This window comes from Allomesorhizobium aridi (assembly GCF_043769475.1).
Classification (GTDB): Bacteria; Pseudomonadota; Alphaproteobacteria; order Rhizobiales; family Rhizobiaceae; genus Allomesorhizobium.
The window spans coordinates 5933289-5946373 of sequence record NZ_CP171729.1 but is presented as its reverse complement, the minus strand read 5'-3'; the positions used below and the strand labels follow the sequence as shown (position 1 = coordinate 5946373).

The window sequence follows — 13085 nt, the reverse complement described above, 5'->3', positions numbered from 1 at the left end:
GCGCTTGCCCGCAACCAGGGCCTGGGCCTGACAGAACTCGACATCGGCAACAATCTCGGCAGCAATCTTGTTGCACGGCATGCCGGCTGCGGAGGTCGCGGTCTGCCGCCGCCAAAGCGAGAGTCACCATTATCTCCGTCAGTGCCTTTGCAGCGCTTCTATGAGCGAACGCCCGCACGCTTGACCGAGCGAGCATGCTCACCGATCGTGTGGCAGTCTGCGGGGCGAAGACGCTCGTGCTGGTGCCTGTCAACGACGGCGCCGGCGCGAATGCCATTGGTCGAGGAAGTCTAGGGGCCAACGACGTCGCGGGCGCAAATGCCGCGCGCATCGATTCTGTGGTTTGAGATCGAGGATCACATGCGACACAATACCCGCAAATCCGGACAAAGTGCCAAGGAGGTGCCGTCGTGCTGCATGTAGCAAAATCCGAGACAAATTGCGCGGCCCCTATCGTGCTGTCGCTCGAAGGCGCGCTTGCCGGTATCACCGAAATATCGAAACTTCTCACCGGTCCAGCTCCCTCCCGGCTCGAAGTCACGTTGGCCAACGTGGTCCATCTCCTGCGATCGTTTGTGCAGATGCGGCACAGCATCATCTTTCTCTCCGACGGTGATAGCAAACTGGACATTGCCGAAGGCGCCGGCCGGAACGAAGGCAGCGATGAGCGCTACCTGCTGGGGTTGGCGCAGAGGGTAATGGACCAGATTGTGGCGACGGACAGGCCGCTCGTCGCCGAGAACATAGCGGTGCATCCGGCTTTCAGTCCCACTGACTTAGGCATGCTCGGGGCCTCCGACAGTATACAGGTGTCGTTCATCGGCGTTCCCATTCGCGTCGATGCGAACGTGGTGGGCACGCTGACAATCGACCGCATCCTTGACGACAGGTCAACGTCCCAGGGCGACTTCGACGTCCAGCTGCTTACCATAATCGCCAACTTGGTGGGGCAGACAGTGAAGCTGCATCGCTCGCTTGCATGCGACCGCGAGCGAGCGATGCCGGATAAGGACCAGCTGCAACAGCAGTTCTCCGAACTCAAGCCCCCCGCGCGGGTGGGTAAGAAGGTTCAGGTGAATGGGATCGTTGGCGACAGCCCGGCGCTGAACGATCTGCTCGAGCAGATCGCGCTCGTAGCCAAGTCCAACAGCACGGTTCTGTTTCGGGGCGAGATCCGGTACCGGGAAGGAGCTATTCGCCAAGGCCATTCACGCGCTGTCGCCACGCGCCAACCGGCCTTTAGTCACGCTCAATTGCGCGGCGCTCCCCGAGACGGTCCTAGAATCTGAGTTGTTCGGTCATGAGAAGGGTGCCTTTACCAGTGCGATCAATTCGCGCAAGGGGCGTTTTGAACTCGCCGACAAGGGGACATTGTTTCTGGACGAGATCGGCGAGATTTCGCCCTCGTTCCAGGCAAAGCTACTGCGTGTGCTGCAGGAGCAGGAGTTTGAGCGCGTGGGCAGCAACCAGACCATTAAGGTCAATGTTCGCGTGATTGCCGCCACTAACAAGAACCTGGAAGAGGCGGTTGCACGGAAGGAATTCCGCGAAGACCTCTATTATCGCCTCACGGTGATTCCTTTATTTGTGCCCCCGTTACGTGAAAGGCGCGGTGATATTCCCCTCCTCGCCACTGAGTTCCTCAGGAAATTCAACGACGAGAACGGCCGGACGTTAGTCTTCGATGCGGATGCGATAAAGGTTCTGATGGACTGCCCTTTTCCCGGCAACATCCGCGAGCTCCAAAGCTGCGTCCACCGGACAGCGGTTCTGGCACAGGGACCATCAATCTGCAGAAGCGACTTTGCCTGCTGCTACGGCCAGTGCTTTTCCGCGCGGCTGTGGAAGAGCGGATCAGATAGCATAGTGCTGCAACAGGCGTCGACCGTACGGGGGCCAGTGCAGACGGCCAGGCCACCGGCTGAGGCCGGCGTTGCGGTCCCGCCTGTGGGCAGCGATCAGGCACCCCTAGCGCCTGCCGGCGCAGGCCCGTTGAATGGTGCGAAGGTCGATCGAGAGCGTCTCATCGCGGCCATGGAAAGATGTGGCTGGGTGCAGGCAAAGGCGGCTCGCCTGCTTGGACTGACGCCGCGCCAGATGGGCTACGCGCTGAAGAAAAACGGCATCGAGATAAAGCATCTCTGAAATATCAGCTGAGGACGATGGCTAGGACAAAGTCAAGCGTAGGGGGTTGGCAGACCTTTGGCCCGATGAGGAGTGGACGCGGATCCTTGTCGGCGCCAATTCGATCCTGATCGAGGACAGCCCGCCCAACCTTACGGCGGTCAGCGTCCTACAAAGATGGTGTGACGGCAGCGCTTTCATGCCAGTTGATAGGCCATGTTGCTCTCCGACCGTCAGCTCATGCCGGATACCCTGAAACGGAAGAAAACGTGGTCCGACGCAAAACTGCCAACTATCCTTTGTCTCTTTCGCAAGGGGCGAGACATTAGCGTTAGACTCCTCCCGACACACTGGAACGACGAGCCGAAATCATGGCCGAGTTTGCTGACCATTCCTTGTCCGAACTTTGGAGATCAAGATCGTGTCGCAGCGCTTCGTGACGTTCCCGGTGCAATCTGCGGGACGACCGTACGCATAGTGCCAGACTCGAAAATGGGCGGAGGGAACACGGGCAAGGCGACCGCCCAGGCGCTGGAATCCATGTACATCGATCACTTACCGCTGTATCATCAAGCGCAAATCTGAGTGCGGCAGGAATAAACCTCGACCGCTGGATATTTGCCGACTGATGGATGGCACCTGCGTCCGGTTCATGAGCGACGCTCGAGCGCTTGAAGACTTAGCAGGAGCTGGTCGCGACGACGCTACCGCCCCGTTCTTGAGCCGGGGCGCGGCAATCCCAAGCCACAAACGTCTCCGCTATGCATTCCTACACTTACCCACGGGACACGATCTGACGAGGAACTATGATGCGCAGTCAAAAAGAGAAGATGCTCGCAGGCGAGTCGTTTAGTGGGGCGGATCCGGAGATCCAAGCTGACCTTATGGCCACCGGGGCTTGGCTAAAGCGGTACAACGATACATTGGGCCAAACCGCCGAGCGGTCGCATGCGCTCTTGTCCGAGCGGCTAGCAGAGGTTGGGCCCGGAGCGGTCATCCGTCCACCCTTTTACTGCGACTACGGCTTCAACATCCGAATCGGAACGGGCGTCTACGTCAACTTCAACTGCGTCTTCCTTGACGTGGCAGAGGTGATAATTGGCGAGGGAACGGCAATCGGGCCTGCCGTGCAGATTTACACGGTCGTTCATCCACATGATCCCGAGCAACGGAGAGCTGGGCTGCTGTTCGGGCGTCCTGTCCGAATTGGCAGCCGTGTCTGGATCGGCGGTGGAGCAATCATTCTTCCGGGCGTCACGATTGGCGATGATGCCATCGTGGGCGCTGGCAGCGTGGTCACGCGAGATGTTCCCGCAGGGGTAAAGGTCTTGGGAAGTCCGGCTCGGGCGGCCCTGACGACCTTGGAGAGGACATAAGCAAGCGGTCCGCCGTCGTTGAGCTTGGCGGTTTGTGCCGCCTGCCGAACCATGCCGAAATTGTTGTGAAGCAATTTGCCGTTTGTACCTGCCGCGAACAATGCGATCAAGCCAGCCCAAACGCCCATCGGCTCGTTTCGGCCAGCCTGACGAGGTCGCGTCCGCAGCGGTTAATCTCGCCAGGAAAGGCTACATCACCGGGCAGACGTTCACCGGCATAGCGGCAGGCCCGTGAGTTCTTGAGGGTTCGCGGTCGCTCGATGTGCGAGGAATTGTTGACGTCCCTTGCCTCACCAACGGCCTCAGTCGGGAGCTACCACCAGTCGTTTGCGGTTTCACCTCCTCTGTCTCTCATGCGCTCGGCGGGATGGCCCCTTCTTACCGGCCCCACAGAATGAATGCTCAAAGAGCGAGCAGGATGATGTTGAGCGGTACGACCGAGGCTTCACCACGCGACAAAAGAAAGATCGTCGCTGCGACTGCAGCAGCACACAACCAGCTGCAGCCATCGGAGCCTTCAAGCCGGTGCACGACACGTTTCATCATCATCTCGCCGGCGAGCCCGGATTGTTCGCGGAGATGACCGGCATTGTTCATACTTCGGGCGTCGCCGACAAGGATGTCCAGCTCGACGACATGCGCTGCATCGCGTGCTCGTGGACGAGAAAGACCGCGAGGACAATGTCGGCCAGATCCGCGCATTGCGGAGCCTGGGCTATGCCGGCCCGCTCTCCTTCGAGCCGTTCTCGCCGGCGGTCCATACGCTCGAAGATCCCGCGCCGGCGCTCGCCGACCGCATCGCTTTCATTCGACCTCGGCTATAATCCCAAACCACGCTCCGACATTGGCCATTTATGGGGCGAGGAATGAAACTTGGATTTGCACTGATTTTCACCTAACGGCGCAATTATCGGCCAGGATTCGGTTTTGGCGAGTCCACTGGAACCATTCCAAGCGTCGCCGGTTTTGGCTCCGTGGCGTTTCTACTTCTCCCCAAACCTGAACCCAAAATTGCCCGCGCCTCCGGAGAGACGCGGGCGTTTTCGAGTACTAGAAATCTATCAGCATGGACCGCCGGCCGAATTACCGAATTCTTCAGCTAGGGCAATCCTCGCGCAGACATAACGCCAGACGCGAAGAACCCGCCGCTGGAGCGAGCCGAACGAGCGGCGGGCTCTTGGGTTACCAGCGATGGGACCCACTTGACTTGAGAAACCGGGCAATCGACGAGTTGTTCCAGCATTTTTCAAGGGACAGACAAGGCGGGGCGGCAGAGAAGTCCTCAACCTACAAGCCAGTCCCAGTTGTAGTTATCCCGCGCCTGATACCCACACTTGAGGCATGTCGCGTACAACCCGGTCGAAACGGCGTCCTCCGTCCTAAACCAGTTGTCCTTACTAGCCTCGGCGTGCCGTGGCACCTCACAGACGCCGCGGCAGAGAATTCCCACCCGTCGTTGAGGCGGCACGTTTCGCGCATATTCAGGGATGGCCATCTTTGCCCGCGGTATTTTGTTGTCAGGCTACGCTCAAATACAAAGATTGCGGCAATGCCATGGTCAAGATGCTGAAGCCGGCGATGCGTATGCTAGACGACCACCGGCGAACAGCGCCGACGGTGAAGTGCCTAGCGGCTACCGTCCTGCGTCGTGCCGGCCACGTTTCGTCGCCGATCACATCCGGAACGGTAGAACGGCACAACGGGCAATGCCTTTGCGGGCTCGGCAAAGATGCCAGAGAGGTTCTCAGCCAAAGCTCGGCCCGACCAAAGAGGGATAAAATTGGTCCGACCTTTCCACGACGCGCAGATGCGGCTGCCATCGTCCTGGCCGCTTTCGGCTGAAGAAGCTGGTGCCGAGCACCACGCCACGGGCTTTTCGACGGGAAAGCTTTTGATGTATATTGGGCCTTGCGGCTGACCGGCAGGGAGCCCGCACCGGCCGGCGCGGGCGGCATTAGGACTACTGGTCGCGCCGGCCGTTTGTGCCTTGGCTACTCATATCCGTTGCCATCATTTTCTCTGTCCAACTCGTGAATATTCGGACCGATCACGACGACCGACGCCTTCTACATCTGTGGGGCCTTCACCCGTTGAATGAACCAAGCCGCGCGCCGGCTGGCAGCCCGCGCCCAACTGGTCATCACGTTCGCATGAGAGATGTGAAAGTGCGCTTTGCCCTACGGAAACGGGTATGAAAAATGCGGCAATGCTGGTCTGTGACATGTATGCGGATCGCGATGCCGCGGAACAGCTGTTGCTGCATCGCGATCCGTACCCGGCCCTGACTATCCACCAGGTAGTGTCAACTCGCGGTCAGGATGAAACGGCGGTTCGGCGCCAGCACCGGCCGCGCATTCATCGGGTAAAGCGCGGTGAACTTGTCGATGTCAGATGCATCGACCTGCAGCGGCTCACGCACCACCATCCAGTCGACGATCTCCGAGCATGGTGGCGTGGTCAAAGAGCCCTCGTAGCTCCAATAGCTCAGCGAGGCCGGCAGCAGGCCGTTGGGCTCAACGTCCTTGACCGAAGCCTTGCCGCCCGTCTGTGCCGGGAAAACCGCGGCCAGACTAGCAAACGTCTCATTCTTCGCACCCGGTGTCAGGAAGACGCCCAGCACGCCAAGCGCTCCGCTTTCGCGATTCTTATGGACGAAATGCACCTCCAAGGGGAAGGTCTTGCCTTCCACCAGATGTTCGCTCGGCGAGTGGAAATGAAATTGCAGCAAATCGTAAGTCTTGCCGCCCCTGGTGAGCGTGCTGCCTTCCGGCAGGTTGATCTGGATCGTGTGGCCGTTGTTGATGACCGTGCCGCCGCCTACCTTCCAGTCGATGCCGATTTGCGGGATGTCCGCCTTGATGGCGCCCGTCAGGTTCAGTGGTGACTGCTGCGAGCCGGCCGAGCACGCGGCATTCGCGCCGTCGAGCGCGCCCCAGTGCTCCGGACCGTCTTGCCCTTCATAAGCCCAATGGACGCCTTCGTCGGCAAAAGCTGCACGCGCGCAGATCGCGCATGCGCCCAATGCTATGAAGCCCTTGATAAAATTGCGCCGTTGCATGTCGTTCTTTCGTTCCTTTTAATAGCCTCTGCGTCCGCAGAGGATGAGTTGAATGTCTTCGCCGCGCGTGTCGCCCGCCGGAAGGGGGCCCGAGCGGGAACATGGCCGGTGTCAGTCGGGCCGGAAATCTGGCTAATTGACGCATCATTCAGAATGGCGCCGGCACCCGGCCGATGACTTCGACGGGACGATCGGCGTGAACCCGCGCAACGATCATCTCACCGCGATCGGGCACTTCACCGGTCAGGCCGCTGATGTTGACCTGATGCGTGACGAAGATGGCAGGTCCCTCGAAGCGCTGCTCGCGGAGCCAGTCCAGGAGAGCGGCCGAGCGTGCCGGTTCGGCCGAGCTGTCGCCGAAGAACGAATTGAGCAGGTCGAGCGGCACAACTTCGCCCAGGCCGAGCAGGCGGGCGGTATCGAGGCAGCGGCACCACTGGCTCGAATAGACGGCCGCCGAGGCGATGCCGTTCGCGCGGAACAGATCGCCGATCGCGCGGGACTGAGCCCGCCCTTCTTCCGACAGATTGCGCTGGGTGCTGCAATCGCCAAGGCTGAAGTTGGGTGGATCGCCGGAGCCCGGAGCCTCGGCATGGCGCAGCAGGACGATGGCTTTTCCCGATTGCACCTCCGCCCAGAACGGCTCTGCGGCCCGCGCTTTCCCGAAACCGGTCGCCACGAGCGATAGGGCGAGAAATTGTCGGCGTCCAATTGGCATTCGCTCTGACCCTCGAAGCAGTTCCGGCCTATTCGCCGGGCTGGAGATCGGGGGTCTCGCCCACCAGTGCCGGATCCCTTGCTCCACCGCCTGCTGCCGTCCGCAAGTTGAAGAGAGCCACTATCAATTCGAGCTTGCAAGCGTTGGATAGTTTGCGCCGTGTCTCGCGTCACTCGGCCAGGACCAAGGCTTGGCAGAGGTCGTCGATGATGTCCTGTGGATGCTCCAGCCCGACCGAGATCCGCAGCAGCCCCGCCGGAGCAATCGACTTTGGCCCTTCGACAGACGCCCGATGTTCGATCAGCGAATGCGTGCCACCAAGACTGGTGGCCCGCACCACGAGTTGGAGCCGCCCGGCAACCGCGATAGCTGCCTCCGCGCCGCCTCGGACGATAAAGGAAAGCATGCCACCGTATCCGGACATTTGCCGTCGGGCCAAAGCATGGCCCGGATCGTCGCGCAAACCCGGAAACAGAACGTTCTCGACTGCCGGGTGTTCGCTCAGCGCTTCCGCCACCTTCAGCGCGCCATCACAATGCGCTCGCATGCGGACCGGTAGGGTCTGCAACCCGCGAAGCGCGAGCCAGCAGTCGAAGGGAGCGGCGACGCTGCCCTTATGGCGCTGGATCATGCGCAAGGGGCGTTCAAGCGAAGAAGCATCCGGGAGGACAACGATGCCTGCCATGAGATCGGAATGGCCGCCGATATATTTCGTCGCGGAATACACGACGGCATCCGCCCCCAGTTGGAACGGGCGCTGAAGGACCGGCGTCGTCCAGGTGTTGTCCACCACCGCAAAGGCACCGGCCGCGTGTGCGATGTCGGATGCCGCCCGGATATCGACGATGCGGATGAGCGGGTTCGAGGGGGTTTCGATCCAGACGAGGCCCGTAGGCGCGGCGTTGACCGCGGTGCGCAGGGCATCCAGGTCTCGCATGTCGATCGCGACGAATTCGAAGCGGCGGCCGATGTCAGTTTCCTCGATCAGTGAGCGAATGCCGAAGTACATGTCCTCCGGGACGACGATGCGGCCGCCCTTGCTGGGATGCGCCTCGAACACAGCGGTGATCGCGGCCATGCCGGACGCGAACGCGACGGCGGCATGGCCACCCTCCAGCGCGGCCATCGCCGTCTCGAAGGCATTGCGTGTGGGGTTGGCATCCCGGATGTACTGATATCCCGACGGATAATTGCCGTCGGCGCTGCGCTCGAAAGTCGTACTAGGATGGAGCGGGAACGCGACGGCGCCGGTGGCGGAATCGACGCCCCGACCCGCATGTACCGCCTTAGTTTCGAATTGCATTGAGCACCTGCGTAGCTGGAGTTGAGAATGACGACGGAAGGACGCCAGGAGCAGTCCGATGCCGTGTGACGCATCCTCGTCAATCCCTGCGGTTGTGGAACGCGTGGTTGCAATGTCTGCGTCGGTCATTATAGTGACCGTAAAAGATGCAGCGAAAAAAGTCAATAAAATGACCGACGAGGCAGCGGGGTTGGCAACGGAGGAAGAGTTGGCAGCCGCGCTCTCGGCCAAGGTTCAGCATCTGCGGCGGGTGCGGAACATGAGCCTTGACGCGCTCGCAACGCGCGCAGGCCTGTCCAAGGGCACCGTCGTGGCCATTGAGCAGGGTAAGGCCAACCCGAGCATCGGCGTCTTGTGCCGCTTGGCCGTCGCCTTCTCACTGTCCGTTACCGACCTGCTGGGAGAGACTTCGCAAGAGATCACGGACAATCCGATCGAAAGGACCAAGCCTGCAACGCTTTGGAGAACCCCTCAGGGCAGCGCTGCGAAACTGGAAGCATCAACCTCGGGACGGACAATGTTCGAAATGTGGACCTGGACGATCGCGCCAGGCGACGTCCATCGGTCGGAGGCCCACAGCCGCGGCACGCGCGAACTCGTATCTGTCCAACGCGGAAGTCTCAAGGTCACCGTCGGCTCCGAGACCATCGTTCTGCATGCCGGCGAAGCCGCGCGATTGGTCACTGACCAACCGCATTCCTATGCGGCTTGCGACGATGAGGCTGTTTCGTTTGCGATGGCTGTGCTCGAACGAGGAGACATGAACCGTCCGTCTCGTTCGACAGCGTCTCCACCGGCTCTTGCGCAACCGCATGTACGATCGCACTAGCCCTCCCACGGCGGCTGACGGAAGCGACCTCAGATAGCACTGCTGCGTCCGGGATTAGACTGCTTGGGCGGCGAACACGATGGTGTTCACATCGCGCTCGAAAAGCTGGACGACCCGGGTTGACGCGGTGGCCGTTCACCCCGCCGATCCGGGCAAGTGTCGCGGAGTGACCGTCCATCACGGTGACGAGTTCGCAATCGGGCGACAGCGGACCCAGCGTCCCTTCGGTTGCTCGGCGTTGGCGCGCACTTACGCAGCCTGCCAGTGTGCGTTGAGACAGTCAGCCAAAGTGATCGCCTGTACGCCGACGTCGCGGCGATGGTCGGCGAGAAGGCCCGTCGCGCGATCGCTTCAGGCGACGCCCTGACAGGCGACGATCCACTGGCATTCGCCCCCCAGCCGACGGAGCCAAGGCACCGTTGACGATGTTGCGGGCCAGCTCCGCGCGAAATCGCGTGGGCTGCTCCAGCGGCCGGGTGGACAGGCGCAGATAGACCGTCCGCCGGTCTCGCCGTTGCCAAAGTCGTTTCGTCCGGATCGGTCCGCTCCGCTGCATGGAATCGAAAACGGAACGTCCGATCAACGCGAGTTCGTCGACGAACGCAGCCGAAGTGTCCGGGAAGTTGCTTCCCGCTTCCGTCAGGAGTCGACACCGTTCTCGATCTGGCGCACAGCCTTCATCCTTTTCGCGGCCGTACAGTGGCGATATGAAATGGATGCCCACGCCCGACCGTCGCGCGTCTTCAACCAGCACGTCCTCCAGTGACCGACAGAGGTCTTTGGACCAGACGACGACATGCAGCCCGGCGTCGGCGCCTTCAATGACGATGCGGATTGCCAATGCGTGTTGAAGAACGTTTTCAGCAGAGTCGCTCGGCGCTCGCCATCCAGCCGGCGGCACGCGGTGCACACGCCGTTCGCCGCTCTCGATGGGTAAGGCCAGTGTCTCCTGCTCCGCCACCGGAGAACGCCTGTCCAGAAGCTGCTTGGCCGCTGCAAACGCGTCCTGCAATCCGGCCGTAGACGAGGTAGCCACTACGCAGCATTGGCCAGAGCGTCTTGGAGATGGCGCCGCCGAGCGGAAACTGACGCGACTGACATAGGCCAGCCGCGCCGCCATGCCCTCAAGCAGCTCCGTCTTCATTCCGTCTCCATCGATGGCGACGGAGACACAAGCCGAACGTCGGCCGGAACGCCTCGACTGGGTATTAGTCGGTGACTTTCTAGCCCGGCTGCCCCTATCAGATGCACAGTCGTGCAATCGGCTAGTGGATGATCGGTATGGCGTTTGGCCAGGCCCGATTAACCCGCCGTCGAGTGCACCCAAGCCAAGTGGCTGTTTCGACCCCTTGGGCCGCGAATGCACAAACCGATGTAACCTCGGCGATCAGCGCCTCGGCAGTGTGTAGTGCGCCCGGGGGCTATCCCGAATTCCCGGGTCATCTCAAGCCATGTGAATCTTGAATCGTCATCAGGCTGACAACACATTCTGCAATGGTCGCCGACAATACCAACGGCGGCTCCTTTCAGACACCCGAGCCGTTCGACAATTTGGAGGAACGAATGAACGTCACGGCATTCAGAAGCCCCGTCTTCATCAAGCAGGGATCGTACCTGGTGCAGGAGATTGTCGATCTCGCTGGCGCGATCGACTTTCTGGAGGAATGGCCGGAGGCCCGCCGCAGTCTGATCCACGAAACAGCCCTCCGCGCGTGCTACCAAGCACACGATGGCCGTAAGCCGATGAGCGTGGCCCGCGATGCCTTTGTCGGCTTCGCCAAGCGAGCCGGAATCCTGGAAGACCCCGAAGCGGCAATGCCCTGGATCGCTGGTTCGACAGGCGGTGGACAGGTGCAGGTGTAGACTCAGCCGCCGGTCCGCGTCTTGCCGCCAAGAGTCCGCGTATGCCAGGCCACTCGGCGCCTGGGCAGGGACATTGACCTGAGAGCCAGAACTTCTTCTAGACTTGGGTAGAGTCCGTCGAACGCGAGACGGACCGATGCAACCATCGTGGTTTACGGAGACTTCATTGTGATGCTGAAGGAGCAGGAGGCCTGCGCCAAGACGGCGGATGTTTGCTGCAAATGCCTCAATGACGTCCTGTTGTCGGCGCTCCCGGAAGTGAGCGTTGACCGGGCTGAACTGGTCGGGGTTGCGAAGCCCTGGCGAGCGCGGCTCAGCTGTCACAGAGAATGATCACGCGCGGTTCTTGAAGTGCCATTGCCGCACTCCGTATCTCGCAGCGATGAATCAGACGTTCGCGCAGCGCGGTGCTCATCTCTTCGCCAATAGTGTTGAATTCCGGCAACCCCGGAAACAAGTGCCTAGAGTAGAAAGTAGAAAGCAGTTCTCGCAAATATCATTCTCAGGAATCATGATTCACTATCTGCTCGGGGCCGGTCACAGTTTAGCGCCCATCTTGTCGGCCGGATGTCCGAAGCGACGATGATGCAGAAGGCGCAGGAATATGTCCTCATCGATCTCACCGCACCGCTCACTGTTGATCATCTGGCACACAAGATCGCCATGAGCACGCGCACCTTCGCTCGCGTATTCTCGGTGCCACGCCGGCCGAGTTCGTAACTATGGCGCGAACGCCCGCCAGCTTGAGGATACACCGCCCTTTGCAACGGATAGCAATCTCGAGCGGGTTCGGAGATGTCAACAATGCCCAGGGCGTTCGCAAAAACGATCGGGGTAAGCCCGCACACCCTCGCGGTCGCTTCCAGAAATCCGGGTTCAACCCCGTGGGGCGCACAGCGTTCGAAGCCGCCGAAGCGCGCGCGAACTGACGGACTTCGAAAGCCGCGGGTATCTCAACGGAAGGGGTCATGGCGTCGAATGCAACACCATGACCAACTCTGGTCTTGAGGCCTTCGTTAATCACAATGAACGGCAGGGTTTTCGGCGGTGTTGACAAAGTCAACAAGTTCTTGATGCTGCACGGGAGAACAGATGTTCACACCGTTAGGAGTGTCTCATGGCCGACCTTAAGGAAACCGAGTCAAACCAGGCGCCAGCCGAGGTGCCCGTGAAGGAACAGACACCTAAGATCAAGGACAAGACGGCTAAGCCGAGGAAGCCAACCCGGAAGCAGGAAGGCGCTGTACGACCCAGCGCCGCCAAGTCAGGCCAACAGGCGTCTTCATCCAAAGCAGTCGCGTCCCCGGCAGCCCGCACAGCGCGCAAAACATACTCTGACAAAGAGAGGGCCCAAAAGCTCGGCGAGATCGAAAAGCAGATCGGACGGGGAGAGAGCATCAAGGCGGCGGTCCAGAAAGCCGGAATATCGGAACAGACCTACTATCAATGGAAGAAGGCTGCCGGGCAGACGAAACCGAGCGATGAGCTCAGGGATCTGGTGAAGCTTGAAGAAGAGAATGCCCGTCTGAAAAAGCTCCTAGCCGACCGGCTTCGGAAGGAAAACGCTGACCTCAGGAAAAAGCTAGGGCTTACTTGAGTCAGCCAGATCCAAAGCTCAGCCGTTCGCATCGGGTCGAATGCTCTTGTGCTGTCTGTGTTTTGGAGCCGCGCTCTAACAGCGTCTCGCGCCGAGTGGTCAGCTACAGCTCGCGAGGCCGCGATCACGATTGCGGTGGAAGCTGTCTGCGGTCTTCATACAGGCAAAGCCGCAGCGCTAATTTATTCCGACAGGCAGTTTGGCAACGCTTGTTCCG

At 60.6% G+C, this 13085-nt stretch carries 12 protein-coding genes and 1 pseudogene; 8 read left to right on the top strand and 5 right to left on the bottom strand.

Annotated features, from left to right (window positions below; translation table 11 throughout):
• Positions 1-194: 194 nt before the first annotated feature.
• The 3 genes and pseudogenes from ACG873_RS31350 (at position 195) to ACG873_RS31340 (ending at position 3500) form a co-directional block, all read left to right on the top strand.
• Positions 195-347, top strand: a complete 153-nt coding sequence (locus ACG873_RS31350; protein ID WP_394889831.1) for a hypothetical protein — start codon at positions 195-197, stop codon at positions 345-347.
• 234 nt (positions 348-581) lie between these two features.
• Positions 582-2145, top strand: a pseudogene (gene nifA / locus ACG873_RS31345) (nif-specific transcriptional activator NifA).
• Between the two features lie 785 nt (positions 2146-2930).
• Complete coding sequence (locus ACG873_RS31340) at positions 2931-3500, top strand: sugar O-acetyltransferase (protein WP_394889829.1); 570 nt, start codon at positions 2931-2933, stop codon at positions 3498-3500.
• A 402-nt stretch (positions 3501-3902) separates the two neighbouring features.
• Here the strand turns inward: ACG873_RS31340 and ACG873_RS31335 are convergent, their stop codons facing one another.
• Positions 3903-4097 carry a hypothetical protein gene (locus ACG873_RS31335; RefSeq protein WP_394889827.1) on the bottom strand — a complete coding sequence of 65 codons (195 nt, stop codon included), beginning with the start codon at positions 4095-4097 and terminating at the stop codon, positions 3903-3905.
• Between the two features lie 59 nt (positions 4098-4156).
• Here ACG873_RS31335 and ACG873_RS31330 point away from each other — a divergent pair, with 59 nt between their 5' ends.
• The gene (locus tag ACG873_RS31330; protein ID WP_394889825.1) at positions 4157-4324 is read left to right on the top strand and encodes a hypothetical protein; all 168 of its coding nucleotides are present in this window, start codon (positions 4157-4159) and stop codon (positions 4322-4324) included.
• A 1478-nt stretch (positions 4325-5802) separates the two neighbouring features.
• Here the strand turns inward: ACG873_RS31330 and ACG873_RS31325 are convergent.
• The 3 genes from ACG873_RS31325 to ACG873_RS31315 all read right to left on the bottom strand — a co-directional run bounded on the left by ACG873_RS31325 (position 5803) and on the right by ACG873_RS31315 (position 8708).
• Entirely contained in the window at positions 5803-6558 is a 756-nt protein-coding gene (locus ACG873_RS31325; RefSeq protein ID WP_394889823.1) for a carbonic anhydrase, read from the bottom strand.
• A 148-nt stretch (positions 6559-6706) separates the two neighbouring features.
• On the bottom strand, positions 6707-7276 hold the full coding sequence (locus tag ACG873_RS31320; protein WP_394889821.1) for a histidine phosphatase family protein: 570 nt from the start codon (positions 7274-7276) through the stop codon (positions 6707-6709).
• A gap of 169 nt (positions 7277-7445) precedes the next feature.
• Positions 7446-8708 carry a trans-sulfuration enzyme family protein gene (locus ACG873_RS31315; RefSeq protein WP_394889819.1) on the bottom strand — a complete coding sequence of 421 codons (1263 nt, stop codon included), beginning with the start codon at positions 8706-8708 and terminating at the stop codon, positions 7446-7448.
• Here ACG873_RS31315 and ACG873_RS31310 point away from each other — a divergent pair.
• Positions 8692-9408: a helix-turn-helix domain-containing protein gene (locus ACG873_RS31310; protein WP_394889817.1), complete on the top strand. Its 717-nt coding sequence runs from the start codon at positions 8692-8694 to the stop codon at positions 9406-9408. The genes ACG873_RS31315 and ACG873_RS31310 overlap by 17 nt on opposite strands.
• 280 nt (positions 9409-9688) lie before the next feature.
• On the opposite strand, the gene ACG873_RS31305 is transcribed toward ACG873_RS31310, so the two are convergent.
• Entirely contained in the window at positions 9689-10552 is an 864-nt protein-coding gene (locus tag ACG873_RS31305) for a hypothetical protein (protein ID WP_394889816.1), read from the bottom strand.
• Positions 10553-10971: 419 nt separating this feature from the next.
• Between ACG873_RS31305 and ACG873_RS31300 the strand changes: the two genes are divergently transcribed.
• The 3 genes from ACG873_RS31300 to ACG873_RS31290 all read left to right on the top strand — a co-directional run bounded on the left by ACG873_RS31300 (position 10972) and on the right by ACG873_RS31290 (position 12868).
• A complete protein-coding gene (locus ACG873_RS31300) occupies positions 10972-11271 on the top strand; it encodes a DUF982 domain-containing protein (RefSeq protein ID WP_394889814.1) in 300 nt (99 codons plus the stop codon).
• Positions 11272-11853: 582 nt separating this feature from the next.
• Complete coding sequence (locus ACG873_RS31295; protein WP_394889812.1) at positions 11854-11991, top strand: hypothetical protein; 138 nt, start codon at positions 11854-11856, stop codon at positions 11989-11991.
• Between the two features lie 397 nt (positions 11992-12388).
• Positions 12389-12868 carry a transposase gene (locus tag ACG873_RS31290; protein WP_394889810.1) on the top strand — a complete coding sequence of 160 codons (480 nt, stop codon included), beginning with the start codon at positions 12389-12391 and terminating at the stop codon, positions 12866-12868.
• Positions 12869-13085 lie beyond the last annotated feature (217 nt).

Bases quoted from the DNA above. Each gene is read 5' to 3' on its own strand.
- ACG873_RS31350 (WP_394889831.1), top strand. From the start codon at position 195: ATGCTCACCGATCGTGTGGCAGTCTGCGGGGCGAAGACGCTCGTGCTG.
- ACG873_RS31315 (WP_394889819.1), bottom strand. From the start codon at position 8,708: ATGACCGACGCAGACATTGCAACCACGCGTTCCACAACCGCAGGGATT.
- ACG873_RS31300 (WP_394889814.1), top strand. From the start codon at position 10,972: ATGAACGTCACGGCATTCAGAAGCCCCGTCTTCATCAAGCAGGGATCG.
- ACG873_RS31295 (WP_394889812.1), top strand. From the start codon at position 11,854: ATGATGCAGAAGGCGCAGGAATATGTCCTCATCGATCTCACCGCACCG.
- ACG873_RS31290 (WP_394889810.1), top strand. From the start codon at position 12,389: ATGGCCGACCTTAAGGAAACCGAGTCAAACCAGGCGCCAGCCGAGGTG.
- ACG873_RS31325 (WP_394889823.1), bottom strand. From the start codon at position 6,558: ATGCAACGGCGCAATTTTATCAAGGGCTTCATAGCATTGGGCGCATGC.
- ACG873_RS31305 (WP_394889816.1), bottom strand. From the start codon at position 10,552: ATGAAGACGGAGCTGCTTGAGGGCATGGCGGCGCGGCTGGCCTATGTC.
- ACG873_RS31310 (WP_394889817.1), top strand. From the start codon at position 8,692: ATGTCTGCGTCGGTCATTATAGTGACCGTAAAAGATGCAGCGAAAAAA.
- ACG873_RS31340 (WP_394889829.1), top strand. From the start codon at position 2,931: ATGATGCGCAGTCAAAAAGAGAAGATGCTCGCAGGCGAGTCGTTTAGT.
- ACG873_RS31335 (WP_394889827.1), bottom strand. From the start codon at position 4,097: ATGAACAATGCCGGTCATCTCCGCGAACAATCCGGGCTCGCCGGCGAG.
- ACG873_RS31320 (WP_394889821.1), bottom strand. From the start codon at position 7,276: ATGCCAATTGGACGCCGACAATTTCTCGCCCTATCGCTCGTGGCGACC.